This is a genomic window from Chryseobacterium sp. NFX27, assembly GCF_049887855.1.
Taxonomy (GTDB): Bacteria; Bacteroidota; Bacteroidia; order Flavobacteriales; family Weeksellaceae; genus Chryseobacterium.
Window position 1 is genome coordinate 47,108 of sequence record NZ_JAGEKK010000014.1, and the last position, 19,283, is coordinate 66,390.

The window sequence follows — 19,283 nt, forward strand, 5'->3', positions numbered from 1 at the left end:
TCTGAACGGTTTTTTTATAGAATCTATTTGAATGAACTACTTAGGTATCATCATTAATTTCTTAACAATTTTCTCTCCATCTACAGTAACATGAATCATATAGGATTCAGTAGGCAAATGTTTTAAGTTAATCTGTTCCAGATCTTGGTCAAATATATATTTGGTTTTTTTAGGAACAATCAGTTTTCCATCCATTGAAAATAATTCGTAAGTAATCACGTAAGGACGCAGTGGGATCTGCCTAGGAAAATCAGCTTTAATGTAAACATAACCATCATTTGAAGGTACCGGATATATCATCAGACCCTTGTATATTCTTATAGGAGCTGTTCCTGGGGTACCACCTCCGGGATTTACTACCGCTGATGAATTAATTGTAAAATTTTGCGAATTGACATTTAAAAATACGTTATTCACAGCTTTCACCATGATTCTGGCATTATTAGAAATTGTTCCAAGGCCGCCCGGAACAGTATAATTATAAGAACCATTATTAGGGGCGCTTGGGACCAAAACAGTCGGGAAAGTAAGACCGCCGTCTTTTGACAACAGGATCGTTACATTAGAAGTGCTAACCGGTGCAGCTGTTGTATTGGCAACATCCCATGTAATTGCATAGGACTGACCTTCACTCCAAACAACTCCTGCTGTGTTTTGTGAGGTAACCACAAAAGGTCCCGCAGTATCCACAACGGTAAGTTTCACATCATCGCGTCCTGTCTGCCCTCCCAGAGAATTATTATCCCTTACAAGAACCGAAAAATTAAGATCTCTCCCTCTGGAAGCAAGTTTCTCCCATGCTTTTACATCTGTAGGAGTTACAATGGCAGGATCATAGCCGGAAACAATGGTTGACAGTCTGGGAAAGTATCTTGAAGGTGATGCTGTAGGCGTTACAGATCTAAAAAGAGGCCCCACTCCATTTACCGGCTGGGGTGGCATAGCTGCAGCCCCAAAATCAATTTGTTCCCAGGTATACGTAAGAGCATCATTATCCGCATCTGTTGCAGTTGCTGTCAGCATAAAGGGTGTACTTTTCGGTATGCTTTTATCTGTGCCGGCATTTACAATTGGCTCTGCGTTTGCAATTGGCGTTTTAACGCCGCAGTTAGAAGTAGAACCTGTAGTTAATCTGGTATACATTTCTGCAATACTTACTGCATGGAAATAAGCATCACTGTGGGCCTGTACATTTGGAGGACATATACCGGCGTATCCCATAATAGAGCTTGCACTTCCCGGCTCTATTGATGTGGGTGTGTTTCTGTTACAGCTATTATTTTGGGTATGGTTTGCCCCAAACTGGTGTCCCATTTCATGGGCTACATAATCTATGACAAAAGGATCACCTACCGGAACTGCAGACCCTGTAACTCCACCCGCCTTACTGTTTCCGCAAATGGAAGGAGTGGCTGCTAAACCGTTATCATTTCCTGCATTGGCCTGAAAGAATAAGTGTCCGATATCGTAGTTGGCAGCACCAATAATGGTATTCGTAACCGTGATATTTTCGTTAAGCATCTGGCCTGCATTCAGGGTATTAAAAGTATCTGTACTGATAAAGAATAAAGCATCTGTATTTGGAATAAGCTGCAGTCTTACTGAAATATCTTTTTCAAAAACTTCGTTTAATCTTGTTACAGCCAGGTTAACAGCAGCAAGAACCGCCGCTTTTTTCTGAGCATCCGTTCCTGAACCTACACCAGCCTGCCCTGCAATATAAGCAGTATATTCTGTCGTTGTTGTAATAGCCAGCCTGTATTTTCTATGTAATGCGTCAATAACTGTTTTCTGGACATTTAAGGCTGATTCATTCTGTTCGCTGTCTCCATTAAAATGACATTCAAACTGACCGGGAGATGAAGCATTTTTCCTGTCATAAAGTTTATAAACCTTATTATCTTTTGTGTAAGAATCAATATAATAAATTCCCTGATTATTTCTGATCATACCGTTAAATCCAAAATAAGGATCTATGGTAAACTTTAAACTTGCTGATTTGTCCCCTTTTTTGAAGCCAGTATAAGACCGAATTTCAGAATATCTGTTCTGAAGGTCGGGATGCATCGTTGATGATTCGAAAATCTCATAGGTATCAAAACCTCCTTCAAGGTTGGGAAAGTTCAGCAATACTCCTTTTCGGGACAAATGCAGGTCACTGTCCGGCAAATTTTTAAGTTGACTTTGAATCTCACTAACATTAAGTTTAAACAAAACAAAATCTGTAATTCTTACATTACTTTCACGAATCTCAGTGGTGATTTTTGAGTCAAGCTTTTTCCAATGATTTTTTTGAGCAAACCCCACTGCCGAAAACATGAGTAAGGTACCCAGAACAAGTAATTTTTTCTTCATTTGATTTTTTATAAATTAAGAGGTTATCAGTTTAACACCTGAAGGAACTTTCCCTTCTATTTTAAGAATCAGTATGGGATTCTTTTCTTTATTCAATAAATATTCTTCGTTATTAATTTCTTTATAATAAACCTTTAAAACAGATTTCTCCTCTTCTAGCTTCTCTATTTCAATATCACCGTATTGCTGTGTTTTCAATGTAGGTTTCAGCACAAGAAGAAACTCATTTTCAGACAGTGTAGGAATTGGTTGTGACCGGGAAAACCTTTCATCCTGCATTACACTGTATAATTTTAGTGTCTCCTCAAAAGACTGCAAAATTGTATACTCTTTTAATGGTATATTTTTATTCAGTCTCCGTACTTCTGAAAATTTTATTTCATTATTATTTTTACTCATTACCGATTCTGTTTCTACAACATTTTTTGTGGCAGAAAGGTTTGTACAGGCTGATCCGCCTCCAAATCCAAACAGAAACAACAGAAAGATTAACAAAAATACTCTTTTCATCAGAAAATATTAATAAGCAAATGTAAATATTAAAACCGTTCAATGGAATTATTGAACGGTTTATTTTTATAGCAAAAGCTTAAATTATTTTTTAATAATCAACTTTTTAGAAATTTTTTGGCCGTCTTTTTCTACCTGAACTATATAAACCCCTGATGGAAGGAAAGACAGGTTAACTTCTTCGTGAATCTTACTTCCTTTTACCTCTTTAGCCGCCTTGACCAGTTTTCCGTCCATTGCATATACCGTGTACGAAATACCGTTCCCTGCTTCGGTTTCAATAGTAAAGATTCCTTTTGAAGGATTCGGATAAATTTTTATTCCTTCTTCAGCTTTTTCAGTTTCACTGGTTCCTAATGTAGAATTGATGGTAAAATTTGTTGTATTCACATTTAAAAACACATTATCAATTGCTTTAATCATTATTCTTGCCGTTGAACTGGTCCCTAAACCGGCCGGAACATTGAATGTGTAAGAACCGTTGTTTGGTGTGCTCGCTACAAGTGTATGAGGGAACGTGAGTCCTCCGTCTTTGGAAAGCAGGATCATTACATTTGCTGTATTTACGGGAGCTGCGTTGGTATTGGCAACGTTCCATGTAATTGTCTGCGAGGCTCCTACATTCCAGGCAACTCCTCCTGCATTCTGGGAAGTTACTGTAAATGGCCCGGCAGCTGTAGATACTGTAAGCTGGACATCATCACGCCCAGTCTGTCCGCCAACCGGTTTATTATCTCTCACCAATAAAGAGAAAGTTAAAGGTCTTGCTACGGTCGATAGTTTTTCCCACGATCTATAGTTTGCAGCTATAATAATAGTAGGATCATATCCTTCTATAATCGTTGAAAGTCTTGGGAAATATCTTGTAGGAGATGTTGTTGCCCACATCGATCTGAACATAGGTCCTATTGCATTTGTAGGTCTTGGAGGCATTGTTGCAGCACCGGTATCAATTTGTTCCCAGTTATAGGTAATGGCATCACCATCCGGATCAGAGCCTACGCCTGTTAAAGCAAATGGAGTTCCTATTGGAATTGTTCTGTCCGGCCCGGCATTTGCGGTAGGCTCGCTATTTCCTGTTGCTGTATTCACTGAGCAGTTTCCTCCTGATCCTGTAATTCTGGTATACATCTCACGAATACTTACGGCATGGAAATAAGCATCACTGTTATTCTGTACATTTGGAGAACAGATCCCTGCATATCCCATGATGGAACTTGCACTTCCCGGCTCTACTGATGTTGCTGTATTTCTGTTACAGCCATTATTCTGAGTGTGATTGGCCCCAAACTGATGTCCCATTTCGTGCGCAACAAAATCAATAACAAAAGGATCCCCTACAGGCGCCGATGAACCTGTAACACCTCCGGCTTTCTCATTGCCACAAATTGCAGGTGTATAAGCAAGTCCATTATCGTTACCCTGACCAGCCTGGAAAAATACATGCCCAATATCATAATTATTGACGCCAATTGCATTATTAGTCACCGTAATATTCTCATCAATCATCTGATAGGCATCCAATGCATCAAAAGTATCTGAAGCAATAAAAAACAACTGATCAGTATTAGCAACGAGTTGTAAAGACACTGAAATTTCATTTTCAAATACCTGATTAAGACGTGCTACTGCTAGATTAACTGCTGCAAGTACAGCTGCTTTTTTCTGGGCATCCGTTCCATTACTTACGCCAGCCTGTTGTGCAGCATAGGCTGTATATTCTATGGTTGTAGTAATAGCCAATCTGTATTTACGCATCAATCCGTCTACAACTGTTTTACCATGTACGTCGGGAGCGAGATCAATTAAAGGCGAATCTCCTTTAAACAGACAGTCGAAACGGTTTTGAGAAAGTGCATTCTTTCTGTCATATACCATATAAACTTTGTTATCCTGAGAATACGAATCTATATAGTACATTCCTTTTATTCCTTTCACTACCGCATTCAGTCCAAAATATGGATCATAAGTAAATCTTATGTTTGTAGTGGGGTCCCCTACCTTTTGCCCTGAATATGACTTTATATCGGAATATCTTGCCTGAAGTTCAGGATGCATTGTAGATGCTTCAAATATTTCGTAGGTGTCAAATGTTCCCTGATCATTGGGGAATTTTACAAGAATTCCTTTCTCTGAAGAAAGGCTACTTCTGTCCGGAGCCAGAGAAAGCTGATGTTTCATCTCCTCAGTATTCAGGCTGACCAATTGATAGTCTACAGTTCGTACGCCTCTTTCTCTTGTTTCTTTTACGCTTTTCTGTGAGGCCCTGTTCCAGGTATTCTGCTGTGCCGCGGCTGTTCCTGAAAGGACCAGGAGGCTTGTCAGAAATAATAATTTTCTTTTCATTATATAATATTATTGTATGGTTAATTTGATTTTTTTGGGACTCCCCGTAATTTTCACGATCAGTATAGGATCGGATTGTTTTTTCTCTTTGTATTCCTGACTTTCAACTTCCTTATAAAAAACGGTAAGTGTGGAAGTGTTCGTTTCCAGTTTTTCAATTTCAATATCGCCGTTCTTTATTTTTCTCAGTGTAGGCTTTAAGACTAAAAAGTACTCTCCCTCTTCTAAAACAGGAATCGGAGCTGATCTGGAATATTTTGAATCATTGAGGTTCATGTACAGATCTTTAATTCCTTTTGTGGAAGTAATGACTGTATATTCTTTCAGATCCGTTTTAAGATTAAGCCGTCTGATTTCAGTAAATTCTACTTTATCCTGATTTTTATTCTGATAATTTATCTGCGCCATATTTTTGTAATCAGCACAGTTAATCAGCAAAAAATCGAAAAAATTCAAAAAAAGAAAACTTTTAATAAATAGACCCATAATAACAAATATAAAAACTTTTCAGGCATAAACACACTATTTTCTGTTATCATTTCCACACCTACAATTCTTAAAACGAGACAATAAGCAGCTCATTTATTCTAAATCTTCTGGAGACTCGCAATTATAAAATATAATCTCAGAAACAAATTTAAAATAACACTCATTTGTAAATCTTTTGTAAAACAATTACAAAGTGTTGATTTTTAAGTTCTTAAATTTTTACCAGAAGAATACTTTCTATTTACAAAAGTATGGCTCCATCCGCCACTAATTTTACTTCATCAAAAAAATTAATGTTATGAAAAAGTTCATATTACTTCTTGCCGTGTCAGGCACGTTTATTATGTGTAAAAAAGGGGAAGCGGCAACATCCAGGATAGAAGACACTTTACATGCCACAGACAGCACTGCCGCAGCGGTGAATGAAACCGTCAATTCTATCAACAATACCGCGGATAAAGTTCTGGACTCGGCCAACGTCAGAATAAAAGATTTTGAGGATGCCAAAGGCGAAATTCAGCAGAAAATAGAAAATACTTCTAAGATGGTAGATTCTTTAACCGATAAAATTGCCTCAACAAAATTGGAATCGAAGATTGAGAAAAAAGATTCAACAGAGAAAAAGGCTGAGAAGATCGTTGTTCATGTCCCGGCTCCGAAAGTGATCAAAGAAACCAGGATCGTGTACAAAGACAAGCCCCGGAATGACAGCTATGAGCTTAAAAATAAAATGGTAAAAACAGGTATTCTTTCTGTAAAAGCGGATAACGCGGAAACGGTAAAAGAACTTGTCAAAGAAGAAACTGTAAAAAACAATGGCTATGTAAAAAGTGAAGAGCTTTCTTATAATACTGCTGAAGCTGCTAACAGGAGCTCATCTTACGAAGAAAACAGCCAAAGGGTATATTATATGGACATTAAAGTTCCTATCCGTAATTTTGACAGCTTAATGAATGACCTGAGTGAAATTGGTGATGTTGAGACTAAAAATATACAGGTTTCCGGAAACAGCTACGAAGAGAATACTTTGTGCACTATAACCGTAACTCTTACTGATAAGTCAGCGTATGAAAAAGAACCTAAAACTTTCGGCGAAAAATCACTGGCGGCAGTTTCATCGGGCTGGGATGTGATTACTTCGGTCTTTCTTTTTATTCTTCCGTTATGGCCTTTATTTCTGATCGGCGGAATAGGATATTACTTTTACAAAAAGAAGACTAAAAAAAATACGGATAATCATGCCCAATAAAACAGGGTCATTGAAGATGCTTTTTAATATTATTTTAATAAAAGTCAGGTCCCTGCGGAGCTTCTTCTTTGTATATTTAAAACAGCTTGTATTTATCAGCAGGACTGCATCATGTATTCAGCTTGATTATTATAAAAGTAGTTTGTAAAAGAAAGGCTCCCGATCGGGAGCCTTTCGCTATTTCATGTTCACTACTTTGTCTACGATAAACTTTGTGTTTCCTCTCCATGGAAGCGCTCCATTGTATTCTTTGTAATGAAGATCAAAAGTTTTGCCGCTGTTGGTTTCCAGCTGTTTAAAAATTTCAGGATCTTCTACAGAAAATTCAAATTCATAGCTTGTAATGGTTCCTGTTTTTCCTTTTCCAAAACCTTCCTGGATCAGTTTCCCTTCGTAGGTTTTGAAAACATAGCCTTTTTTCATGGCATAATTCAGATAGCCGGATTTTACCCCTTCTCCAAAGACGAAATAGTATTTATACCATACTGTTACACCTATCAGAAGAAGAATTACACCGAGACTGATCCACAAAGTTTTTTTCATAGGAGTGCGTTTTTATATTAAATTTATTTTGCGATGCTTCTGGAAATCACAATTTTCTGAATCTCAGAAGTACCTTCGTAGATCTGCGTGATCTTCGCATCTCTCATCATTCTTTCTACGTGATATTCTTTCACATATCCGTATCCACCGTGAATCTGTACTGCTTCAATAGTAGTATCCATTGCCACCTGGGAAGCGTATAATTTAGCCATTGCACCGCTTTCAGAGATATCTTTACCTGAATCTTTCTCGAACGCCGCCTTGAAACATAACATTCTTGCTGCAGTAATCTGGGTAGCCATATCTGCCAATTTAAATGCAATTGCCTGGTGATTGATGATTTCAGTTTTGAAAGCTTTTCTTGTTTTAGCATATTTTAAAGCCAATTCATAAGCTCCTGAAGCAATACCCAAAGCCTGGGAAGCAATACCTATTCTTCCTCCGTTCAATACGGCCATTGCAAAATTGAATCCGAACCCGTCTTCTCCGATTCTGTTTTCTTTCGGTACTTTTACATTATTGAAGATCAAAGAATGGGTATCACTTCCTCTGATTCCCAGTTTGTCCTCTTTTACTCCAACTTCAAAACCTTCCCATCCTCTTTCAACGATAAAAGCGTTGATTCCTTTATGTTTTTTCTCCGGATCTGTCTGTGCGATTACAATATAATAAGAAGCTGTTCCTCCATTCGTGATCCAGTTCTTGATACCGTTCAAAAGATAATAATCTCCTTTGTCTTCAGCGGTTGTTTTTTGGGAAGTAGCATCAGAACCTGCTTCAGGCTCAGATAATGCAAAAGCGCCAATTACCTTTCCGCTGGCAAGAGGAGTAAGATATTTCACTTTCTGTTCTTCGGAAGCAAATTTTTCAAGACCTGCACATACCAGAGAGTTATTTACGGACATTACCACAGCTGCAGAGGCATCTATCTTTGCAATCTCCTCCATTGCCAAAACGTAAGAAACGCTATCCATTCCTGCACCTCCGTACTTAGGGTCTACCATCATTCCCAAAAGCCCCATTTCACCCATTTTCTTTACTTGTTCTGTAGGAAATTTCTGATCGCGATCTCTTTCTATAACTTCAGGTAATAGTTCATTTTGTGCAAAATCTCTTGCAGCCTGCTGAATCATCAGCTGTTCTTCCGATAAATTAAAGTCCATAAAAAATAATAATTAGATAGCCGTAAATTTACACTTTTTAACGAAATCTGAAAATAGAATTGGAAGTTAGAGGTGGCCAGTTTCAAACTTTCACAGAAATAATCGTTAAAAGTCCCTGATATTATGGCAGGCATTCAATTAATTGTCAATTAGTGATTTCTGATTACTACAATTAAAAAAAATGCTTATATTTAAAATTCTTTAAAAATTGCTTAAAAAATCATGACAATCAAAAGATTATTCGATATTCCACGCTATGCTTTGGAAAAATTTCCTAAAACAGATATGTTTGTGACTAAGTATCAGGGTGAGTGGAAAAAAACTTCAACACTGGAATTTATCAATCAGGGAAATAAAATATCCAGAGGACTTTTAAAACTGGGGATAAAACCTGGAGACAAAATTGCTCTGATCACCACCAATTCCCGTACGGAATGGGCGGTTATGGATTTTGGACTCTCCCAAATCGGTGTTGTTTCCGTTCCGGTTTATCCGAGTATTTCTCCTGAAGATTATGAGTTTATATTTAATAATGCTGAAATACAGTATTGTTTTGTATCTGATAAAGAATTGCTTAATAAAGTGATGAAGGTAAAACACAATATCCCTTCACTGCAAGGAATTTTCACTTTTGACACGATAAGCGGAGCTGCCAACTGGAAAGAAATTATGGATCTTGGGGAGGACGACTCCACTCAGATTGAAGTGGAAGATCTTTCCAATGCCATTAATTCTGAGGATCTGGCGACCATTATATACACTTCCGGAACAACGGGAAGACCAAAAGGAGTAATGCTTACCCACCATAATATTGTTTCTAATGTATTGGGATCTCTTCCAAGAATCCCTAAGAAAAAAAGCCTGGATTATAAGGATACAAGAGTCCTGAGTTTTCTTCCGATCTGTCATATTTTTGAAAGAATGCTTTTTTATCTTTTCCAGTATAACGGTTTTTCTGTTTATTTCGCCGAAAGCATTGAAAAAATGGGTGAAAACGTAAAAGAAGTAAAACCACACTATATGAGTGTTGTTCCCAGACTGGTAGAAAAAGTATATGACAAGATCTATAACACAGGTTCTTCAGCCGGCGGACTGAAATCAAAAATCTTCTTCTGGGCATTAAATTTAATCAGCAAGAAAAAAGAAATTACGAAACCTTCAGGATTGCAGGGAATTATTGCAGATAAACTGGTGTTTTCTAAATGGAGAGAAGGTCTGGGTGGGGAAATCATTACCTTGGTTTCCGGTTCTGCAGCGCTGTCCACAAGATTAAACCTGATGTTTCAGAATGCGGGGATTCCTATCTTAGAGGGATATGGCTTAACCGAAACTTCACCGGTTATTTCTGTAAACAGCTTTGATAAAATGAAGATCGGCACCGTTGGCAGACCGTTGGACAATCTCCAGGTAAAGATCCAGGAAGATGGCGAAATTACAGTAAAAGGACCTTCTATCTTCAAAGGATATTTTAAAGCCGAAGATTTAACCAAGGAAGCTTTTACGGAGGATGGTTTTTTCAAAACAGGGGACATCGGACACGTTGACAGTGAAGGATTCCTGCAGATCACTGACCGTAAAAAAGAGATGTTTAAAACTTCAGGCGGGAAATACATTGCTCCTCAAACAATTGAAAACCAGGCAAAAGCTTCAAAATTCATTGAACAGATCATGGTAGTGGGAGACGGTGAAAAAATGCCGTGTGCTTTGGTACAGCCTGATTTTGAGTTTGCTAAAAACTGGGCAATGAGAAATAACCTGAATATTGGTTCCACTCCTGCAGAAATTGCCAAAAGCCCTGAATTAAAGGAAAGAATTGAAAAGGAGATAGAAAACATCAATGAGCATCTCGGAAACTGGGAAAAGATCAAAAAAATTGAACTGACCCCTGAAGTATGGGCCATCGATACGGGACTGCTTACGCCTACCTTAAAGCTTAAAAGGAAAGCAATAAAAGAGAAATTTATAGATCTGTACAATAAAATGTACGAACATCACGAATAAAAATACATTAAGCTGTTTCAGAAATGAAGCAGCTTTTTTTAATCCTTATATGATGTGAGCGGTAAAATTCTGATCCTATTGGGTATTCAGATTATATCAAACAAAAAAATGTGCTTCATTGCTGAAGCACATTTTTATTATTTTGAAGTGTAATTAAAATTTAATTACAGATTTCATTCTTTCGTTTTCTTCCATTACCAATTCATCATCTACAAGGATTTTTCCAGAGTGCTCATCGATAATAATTTTCTTTCTCTGAGCAATTTCCATCTGCTTCTGAGGAGGAATAGTAAAGAATGATCCTTTCGGTGCTCCTCTTTCCAGTCCTACAACAGCTAATCCGTTGATAGAGCTCTTTCTGATCCTGTTGTATGAAGCAAGCAATCTTTCGTCAATCTTAGCTGCATACTCTTTAGACTGCTCTATTAAGTATTCTTCTTCTTTCTGAGTTTCAGATACAAGACCATCCAATTCTTCTTTCTTGAATTTTAAATGGTTCTTAAGGTCGCTGATTTTCTCGTTAAGTTCACTTAAAGTTTCATTTTTGTGAGCAATTTTAACTGCGAATTCTTTAATTCTTTTTTCAGCAAGCTGAATTTCAAGATCCTGGAATTCTATTTCTTTTCCTAATGCTTCAAACTCTTTATTGTTTCTTACATTATCCTGCTGAGATTTGTACTTTTCAATTAAAGTTTTTGCATGGTTAATTACTTCATGCTTTGTTTTGATCTGGTCGTCCTGATCTTTGATGTCTGCATGAAATTTTTCAGCTCTTTTTTCAAGTCCTTCGATCTCAATTTCAAGATCCTCAACTTCAATTGGCAATTCTCCTCTGGTATTTCGGATTTCATCCAATCTTGAATCAATGATCTGCAAATCGTATAAAGCTCTTAATTTTTCTTCAACTGAAATATCGTTGGTTTTTGCCATATTTAAATGAAATAATTTACTGGGTTTGTTTTTTCAATAGATTTTGAAATTGCAAATGTACTAAATTTTTGTGACAAAATTTCAAATAATTGTTGAGTTACAAATTGTTCGGATTCATAATGCCCTATGTCACAGATCAACATTTTGGATTCTGCCCGGAAATAGTCATGGTATTTGATATCTCCTGTAAGATAGGCATCGCATTTTTGTGATAAAGCAGCTTTTATTCCGCTGGCTCCGGAACCTCCGAGAACGCCTACTCTCCTGATTCTTTTATGGGTAAAATCGGAATGTTTAATGATTTCAAGGTTAAATTTTTCTTTCACCATTCTTAAAAAATCCTGCTCCTCCATTTCTTCTTCAAAATCTCCGTACATTCCCAATCCTGAATGCTGGTTTTCATTATCCAGCTGATATATCTGATGGGCTACTTCTTCATATGGATGGGCAGTTTTCATGGCGGAAATAATCTTTCCTTTTTTATAATCTTCAAAAATAACGGAGATCATATCTTCATCCGCATTTTCACGGATGTCCTGCTGTCCGGAGAACGGATTTGAACCTTCAACAGGCCTGAATGTTCCGTTTCCATTCAAAGTAAAGCTGCATTCATCATAAAAGCCGATATTTCCCGCTCCTGCAGCGAACAGTGCTTCTTTCACTTTTTCAGAATAATCCTTTGGAACCAATACGCTCAGCTGTTTTAAATTATTTTTTTTAGGCTGAAGGATTCTGAGGTTTTTTAATCCCAACTGACTGCAAATTTCATGGTTAACTCCAAAGAAGTCATTATCAAATGCCGTATGAATAGCATAAATGGCAATTTTATTTTCAATCGCTTTCAATAGGGCTCTTTCGACATAATTTTTCCCGGTCAGAGATTTTAATCCTGAAAAAATAATAGGATGAAAACATACAATCAGATTACAGTTTTTCTGAATAGCCTCATCTACAACATTTTCCAAAGCATCATGGCATACCAGTATTCCACTGACATTCCGGCCGGGAACTCCACACAGCAGCCCTACATTGTCAAAATCTTCTGCCTGCTGCAGGGGAATACGGTTTTCTATTTTTGAAATTACTTCACTTATTGTCATTTTATTCTGTATGTTTGCTACGAAAATAACGATAATTTGTTAATTTTGAAAAACATTAAAAATGGAAAGAGAACACAATCTTGTTCCTGAAGACAAGCTTTGGAAAAGATTTCTTTACAGAGTAATCTACCGTGCCGATACCAGGTTAGGAAAATTATTCGACATTACCTTATTATCTCTTATCCTGATAAGCACTGCCATTATTATGATGGAAAGTGTTCCTCAGCTTGACAAACGATTTCACTATACATTTCTGATCCTGGAATGGATTATTTCTATTTTTTTCACGGTTGAATACTGGATGCGGATCAGTGTTGTGAAAAATAAAAAGCATTATATTTTCAGTTTTTTCGGAATCATAGATTTTCTTGCGCTGGTTCCTTTTTACCTCAGCTTTTTCTTTCCTGTCACCAAGTATTTCCTTATCTTCAGAATGCTGAGGATGCTGAGGATTTTCAGAATCTTCAATCTTCTGGATTTTATGAACGATGGTTACCTTATCGTCCGCGCCTTAAAGAACAGCTCCAGAAAGATCTACATTTTCCTCCTTTTCCTGATTATTTTTTCAGTGATTGTTGGCTCGATGATGTTTATGGTGGAAGGCGGAAGGCCGGGTTTTGAAACGATTCCACAGTCTATTTACTGGGCAGTGGTTACCGTAACTACAGTGGGTTACGGAGACGTTTCCCCTATTACTCCAATGGGTAAATTTTTTGCTGTTATTTTAATGCTTGCAGGGTATTCTATTATTGCAGTTCCTACAGGAATTGTAACGGCAGAAATGCGGAACAAAAGACAAAATCTGGAGAAGATCTGTGACCAATGCGGCAATGAAGATATAGATGATGATGCACGATACTGTAAACAGTGTGGCAAGAAATTAGCTTAGTATTTGGTATTGATATTAATCTATTAACCAAATACCACAAAATCATGGAACCACAAAAGAAAAATAAGCCTAACAGCCTGGTGATCATCCTTTTCTCTTTAGTTGTATTAATGGTCATTATTTATTTTATACTCGTGACGTTTTTCCCTGCCGTCTTTGAGCAAATGAACACAGGAGACATACAACCAGTACCCAACAAGTGACACTAATATAAAAAAGACGGCAATTAGCCGTCTTTTTAGTTGAATATGTCTATTCTATTTATTTTTTAATTGCTTTGATCATCTGTCTGGAACCGTCTTTCATATTTAAAGTAATGAAATACAGTCCTTGTTTCAGATCTCCCAAATGAAGAGCAGAAGACGGGGTTTCAATGGTTTTCACCAATCGTCCGGAAACATCAGAAACAGAAACTGACTTTACAAGATCTGCTTTTGAAATATTCAGTACATCAGTGAAAGGATTCGGGTATGCTTTAATCTCTTCTTTTGCTTTGGAAACTTCAGATGTTGCCAGTGTTGTGGATTCTACCTTAAAATTATCAACAAAGAATTCATAATCTTCAGAATCAATTACAGTCCCATCGGAAGCATAAAATGCAAATACGGTATTGGCTCCTGTATAGGTGGTAAGATCGTAAGAATAGGTCGTAGAAGTATTGGATGGTGCATTAGCTGCATTCCATGTCTGCAGAACAGCCCATGTCGTTCCTCCATCGTTTGAAACCAGGAACTGAACCACGTCATCAGATCCCATAGCCGAAGCAGTGGTATCTGAATACTCTGTTACTCCATAATCGAATTTAACTCTGTATCCTCCTGCAGAAAGGTTGAAAGGTACAGTCTTCAGCCACGCTATGGTTTCGTTATAATAAAGATTTATTTTAGCGGAGTTATTACCATCTCCTGCATTCAGGAAGTCCCCATCATACCACCATTCATCCGTATCGGTAGATCCTGTAGTTGTATCTCCACCGGAAGCCTGTTCCCAACAATTTCCCGGGAATGTTGAAAAATCATTGATATAAGCAGTAGTGGGAACTATTACAGCACATTCAGTAGTAAATGATGTACTTAAAGACCAAGCGCTTTTATCGGAAGCACTGCATACAGACCTTACCCATACATAATAATCCGTGGCAGGAGTTAATGCGGACAAAGGTGCAGATAAAGCCGAAGCTCCTACGCTTCCTGATGCTGCAGTAGTAGCCGTTGGAGCTGTATTTGTTGAGGAATAATAATATTCATAACCTACACCCAATGTACTTGTAGAAGCCACCCATGAAACAACGGCCGAGTTGGAAGTTACAGTACCAGAAGATAAGTTACCCGGTGCCAGACAGCTTGGAGCCGCTCCAATCACTACAGTATAATCATGTGCTTCCCCATATCCTAATATATTGCATGGTTCAGGCTCATTATTAAAACGGTCTCCCACTCTCATCCTGTAAGTTCCCGGTGTAACCGTTGCAGGAATGGCTATATTACCATTGGTAACTGAATTATCATCCGGCCCGATACTGGCTGCTGTTGCTACCAGCTCCGGGGCTGCATCGTCAAAAGTTCCGTTATTGTCAAAATCTATCCAGATACGTACGTATTGATCGGAATATTCATGAGTAACAGAAAATGCATAGCTTACCCCTGCATTCAGGTTAATTGTTTGATTTATATAGTCTCCATATGAGCCCTGGGAACATCCCGTATCAAGATGGCTGAACCCCGCTGATGGAATCGTAAAACTGTCGATCATATCCCCTCCACTGCAATCGTTCGGGAACACCGGCGTACAATAGGTCTGAGCAAAGGCAAAGGTGCCAATCGTTATTAAATTCGCAAGTAAAAACTTTTTCATGTAATTTTATTTTATGGTATAAACAAATTTAATAAAAAAAACACAATAAAGCTTTTTTATTAAATTAAAAGGAGCAATAAAATCATCTATTATAAATACATTGATCAATAATTATTTATTATTAACTAATAGTTTACTACAAAACAGTTTTCAAAAAAAATAGCAGCCTTTCGGCTGCTATTTTTTTAAATATAATCAAAGATTTATTTCTTAATTGCTTTGATCGTTTGTTTTGATCCGTCTTTCATGTTTAAAATTACAAGATACATTCCCTGTTTCAGGTCTCCTAACTGAAGAGCTGAAGAAGGATTGTCAATTGTTTTTACCACTCTTCCGGCAAGATCAACTACTGATACAGATTTTACTTTAGAGATATCTGAGATATTCAATACATCTGCAAAAGGATTTGGATATGCTTTAATCTCATTTTTAGCTCCTGAAACTTCAGAAGTTGCTAAATTCGTATTTTGCTTCACTTCAATATTATCCAAAAGTAAGTCATCAAAATAGTATCCATTACCATTTACATTTTTATCAACCGTAAATCTTACCTGAATAGTTGCTCCAACATATGAAGCCGCCAAAGGAATACCAACAGTTCTCCATTGATTAGAGTTTGTAGTGTCACTAAATACCGATACCCATCCGTTTCCGTCATTTACTTCTACGATAAGCTTATTATTATCATAAGTCGAAGGAGTTACAGTTGTTGTAGCTGTTGTTGAATGATTTTTAAACCAGTCAAAAGAAATAAACGGAGCTGTTAATCCTGTCAGGTTTATTGACGGAGTCACTAATTCCACTGTATGTGTACCTGCTCCAGTATATGGCGAACTTGCATCTACCCATGCGTAGGTACCTGCTGCCTTACCATTATTAATTGGACTAGCACCATAATCTGCGTTTCCGGAGAATTTCCAGAAAAGTGTAACATCTGTAGTTGTCGCTGTGGAGTTCACATTACTCCAACAAGTCGGCGCAGTCCCACTATCAAAATTTTGAGAAAAAGGAGCCATAACCGTCCCACAAAGTGTATTAAACGTTACGGCTGTAGAAGTCCATGCGCTCTTATCAGAAGTACTACATACTGATCTAACCCATAGATAATAAGTAGTAGAAGGGTTTAATCCAGATAAAGGTGCTGACGTTGTAGTACTAACTCCTGAAGCAGTTGTTGAAGCAGTAGGAGCTGTATTACTTGTAGAATAATAATATTCATAACCACTTCCCGGTGCGGTAGCCGGAGCTGTCCAAGAAACACTTGCTCCAGTAGTAGTAATAGCTGAAACAGCAACAGCTGAAGGTTCTGTACAGGTAGGAGTAATATTTATGTTAATATCATCAACATATATCTGATTCATATTAGCAGCTGAATAAGCCTGGAACCCAAAATAGTAAACACCTGTTGTCGCTGGCGTAAAGTCTGTAAAAGTATTTGTCGGAACTCCATTAGTAATAATGTTCGAATGATCAGCTAAAGTATTTGCCATGGCTGCACTTGCTGCTGAAGATCCGTAAGCAACTTTTACTTTTTCAGGATATTGTGTTGTTCCAGATGAATTAGCATATTTATATTTAATTCTATAACTAACTCCTGCTGTAAGATTGATACCTTGTGTAAAGAACCAGGTATTTGCAGCATTTGAACTATTATATGAATAATTAAGGACTTTACCTGTAAATCCTGTTGGAGCAGTTGTTGTCTTCCATGAGTTTCCTGAACCACTATTAACTACTGATGTACAAGCTGGTAAAGCTGGTGTAGTAACATTCTCAAAATCCAGAGTATAAGGTACGTTAGTCGAGTTACAAACTGTTGTAAAGTTTCTTACCGTACATGATGTAGAAGTTACACCGGCATTATAAGAATTTATAGTATAATAATATGTCGTTGAATTATTAAGAGCAGCAGGTAAAGTATAAGTAGTTACATTACCAACATCTGTGTTGTTTAATACATCTGTACCACCTGATGTAGTTCCAATAGAAATTCTATAACCGGTTGCATCAGTATTTGCCGTCCATGTAAATGTAGGCGTTACTGAAACTCCTGTTGCTGAAGAAGTTGGAGCTGTTACTACCGGACAGAAAGTTTTAGTTGTAAAAGATGGTCCAGCAATCCAGATACCTTGATCAGTACCACTACAACGGGATCTTACCCAAACATAATAAGTTGTAAGCGGAGCTAAGCCCGTTAATGTATAAGTTGTACCAGTAGCACCAATTACATTAGGTGTACTTCCACTTGTAGGAGCTGTATTGGTAGTGCTGTAATAAATATCGTAAGAAGGTGCAGGCGTTGTAATCGTCCAGCTTACAGATTCTGTTGTAGCTGTTGTAGTTCCTACAGTAACTATATCCGGCATTGCACAGGTTACGGCATTTATATTTACGTTATCAATATAGATATCATCACTTCCATTATCACCGGTTGCCAGAAATCTTACAACTGCTGTTGCACTATTCGTTCCTAAGTCAACGTATTTTGTAGACCATGAAGAAGAAACTCCATAAGTAGAGCCTACAGTGTTAAATGTAGTTCCCGCATCTGTAGAAACCTGGATTTTCAGATTATCGCTTCCAGTGGGATTAATATAATCAAAATTTAAAATTCTACTTCCCGCACCGGTGGATAAATCAATATATAAATCCATATATCCCGATGCATTTACCGTATTATAGGCATGGAATCTTGCAGTAGGTGCTACGGCGGGTGCTGCAATAGCAGCATTACCATTTACACTTGACCAACCGGAAGCACTTGAAAATCCTGAAACAGAATTATCACTTGCTCTCCAAGAGTTATCACCTCTTGAAGGCCATGTTCTCCAGTTCACTGCATTGGGTAGATCACCTGTTGAGTTACCATTTGTCCATGATCCAAAACTTTCAGTGAAAGGTAATGTTGCGTAAGTAGGCGCTGTAGAAAGCCACGTTCCTGGAGTAAAGGTAAATGTAAGACCAGAAGTAGGAACAGTAACTCCGTTGGTAGTTCCTAAAGTACAGCTGGAAGATGTTGATGTTCCAATAGCTGTAGCCGTCCAGTCAGTACCGGTTCTATTGTTTGTATCGGAACTTTCAGACCCTCTAATTCCCACCTGACCAGCCAACGTAGCCGTTCCGGATACACAGTTACCATATACAATATTTACGGTATTTGATGTTAAATCAAATTGTATCTGAAAATTAATAATTTGTGCCGCTGCTGCTGAATTTCCCTGCAAGTCAGTAAACTGAACGACAAATTTAGACACAACTGTTTCATAAGAAATTTCAGAGGTTGTTGTATTTGCATTTCTCAGGTTAACTGCAAACCCCGCAAAAGCACCTTCATATGGAGTAGAAGTATCAGTAGAAAGCCCTGAATATGTGGCTGCTAAAGCAGGTGTCCCAAGCGTAACAAAACCATTATTACTAATGTAAATGCTGGAATAAGATTTACCATTATACTTAAATACTGATGGTAAATTAATAGCTGCAGATACAGCATCTGTTCCTAAAGCTGCACCCGATTGCCATATAGTCCTGGCGGCGGATAACGGAGTGTAAGTTCCACTACTTTGTTCAAATCCATACCCATTATTGGTATTTGGATTTGTGGCTTGTGGTGGACCCACCTGTGCAAAAGCTCCAATACTCATGGAAACCAAGCACGAAAGTAAAAGTTTTTTCATATAGTAAAATAAAATTAGGGGGTAAAAGTAAATAAATATTTTATGAAATATCAAAAATTATCATAAAAAATTAAACACAAAATCACAAATTAAATAATTTATTATACAAAATTAAATATCTATTTAGTTTTAACATTAAATCATCAAATATAGATAAAAAAGTAAGTATCTGGTTTTCAA

General features: G+C 37.5%; 13 protein-coding genes. 3 read left to right on the forward strand and 10 right to left on the reverse strand.

Annotated elements, in window-relative coordinates; translation table 11 throughout:
- Positions 1-36 precede the first annotated feature (36 nt).
- The 4 genes from J4Q03_RS15350 to J4Q03_RS15365 form a co-directional block, all read right to left on the reverse strand.
- A complete protein-coding gene (locus tag J4Q03_RS15350) occupies positions 37-2,355 on the reverse strand; it encodes a reprolysin-like metallopeptidase (RefSeq protein ID WP_426049009.1) in 2,319 nt (772 codons plus the stop codon).
- Positions 2,356-2,370: 15 nt separating this feature from the next.
- Entirely contained in the window at positions 2,371-2,865 is a 495-nt protein-coding gene (locus J4Q03_RS15355; RefSeq protein ID WP_426049010.1) for a hypothetical protein, read from the reverse strand.
- Between the two features lie 84 nt (positions 2,866-2,949).
- The gene (locus tag J4Q03_RS15360) at positions 2,950-5,211 is read right to left on the reverse strand and encodes a reprolysin-like metallopeptidase (protein ID WP_426049011.1); all 2,262 of its coding nucleotides are present in this window, start codon (positions 5,209-5,211) and stop codon (positions 2,950-2,952) included.
- A gap of 9 nt (positions 5,212-5,220) precedes the next feature.
- A complete protein-coding gene (locus J4Q03_RS15365; protein WP_426049012.1) occupies positions 5,221-5,619 on the reverse strand; it encodes a hypothetical protein in 399 nt (132 codons plus the stop codon).
- 379 nt (positions 5,620-5,998) lie between these two features.
- On the opposite strand from J4Q03_RS15365, the gene J4Q03_RS15370 reads away from it, so the two are divergent.
- Positions 5,999-6,949 (forward strand): DUF4349 domain-containing protein, encoded by a 951-nt coding sequence (locus J4Q03_RS15370; protein WP_426049013.1) that lies wholly within the window; start codon positions 5,999-6,001, stop codon positions 6,947-6,949.
- Between the two features lie 177 nt (positions 6,950-7,126).
- Here J4Q03_RS15370 and J4Q03_RS15375 read toward each other — a convergent pair whose 3' ends face one another.
- Entirely contained in the window at positions 7,127-7,492 is a 366-nt protein-coding gene (locus J4Q03_RS15375) for a hypothetical protein (RefSeq protein ID WP_034704893.1), read from the reverse strand.
- 23 nt (positions 7,493-7,515) lie between these two features.
- Positions 7,516-8,655, reverse strand: a complete 1,140-nt coding sequence (locus tag J4Q03_RS15380; RefSeq protein ID WP_426049014.1) for an acyl-CoA dehydrogenase — start codon at positions 8,653-8,655, stop codon at positions 7,516-7,518.
- 222 nt (positions 8,656-8,877) lie between these two features.
- On the opposite strand from J4Q03_RS15380, the gene J4Q03_RS15385 reads away from it, so the two are divergent.
- The gene (locus J4Q03_RS15385) at positions 8,878-10,656 is read left to right on the forward strand and encodes an AMP-dependent synthetase/ligase (RefSeq protein ID WP_426049015.1); all 1,779 of its coding nucleotides are present in this window, start codon (positions 8,878-8,880) and stop codon (positions 10,654-10,656) included.
- 153 nt (positions 10,657-10,809) lie between these two features.
- On the opposite strand, the gene J4Q03_RS15390 is transcribed toward J4Q03_RS15385, so the two are convergent.
- Together J4Q03_RS15390 and J4Q03_RS15395 are read right to left on the reverse strand one after the other, a co-directional pair.
- Positions 10,810-11,586: a zinc ribbon domain-containing protein gene (locus J4Q03_RS15390; protein ID WP_426049016.1), complete on the reverse strand. Its 777-nt coding sequence runs from the start codon at positions 11,584-11,586 to the stop codon at positions 10,810-10,812.
- Positions 11,587-11,588: 2 nt separating this feature from the next.
- The gene (locus J4Q03_RS15395) at positions 11,589-12,686 is read right to left on the reverse strand and encodes a Nif3-like dinuclear metal center hexameric protein (protein WP_426049017.1); all 1,098 of its coding nucleotides are present in this window, start codon (positions 12,684-12,686) and stop codon (positions 11,589-11,591) included.
- 61 nt (positions 12,687-12,747) lie between these two features.
- On the opposite strand from J4Q03_RS15395, the gene J4Q03_RS15400 reads away from it, so the two are divergent.
- On the forward strand, positions 12,748-13,575 hold the full coding sequence (locus J4Q03_RS15400) for an ion transporter (protein WP_426049018.1): 828 nt from the start codon (positions 12,748-12,750) through the stop codon (positions 13,573-13,575).
- 261 nt (positions 13,576-13,836) lie between these two features.
- Here the strand turns inward: J4Q03_RS15400 and J4Q03_RS15405 are convergent, their stop codons facing one another.
- Positions 13,837-15,429 carry a GEVED domain-containing protein gene (locus J4Q03_RS15405; RefSeq protein ID WP_426049019.1) on the reverse strand — a complete coding sequence of 531 codons (1,593 nt, stop codon included), beginning with the start codon at positions 15,427-15,429 and terminating at the stop codon, positions 13,837-13,839.
- Between the two features lie 203 nt (positions 15,430-15,632).
- The gene (locus J4Q03_RS15410; RefSeq protein WP_426049020.1) at positions 15,633-19,103 is read right to left on the reverse strand and encodes a fibronectin type III domain-containing protein; all 3,471 of its coding nucleotides are present in this window, start codon (positions 19,101-19,103) and stop codon (positions 15,633-15,635) included.
- Positions 19,104-19,283 lie beyond the last annotated feature (180 nt).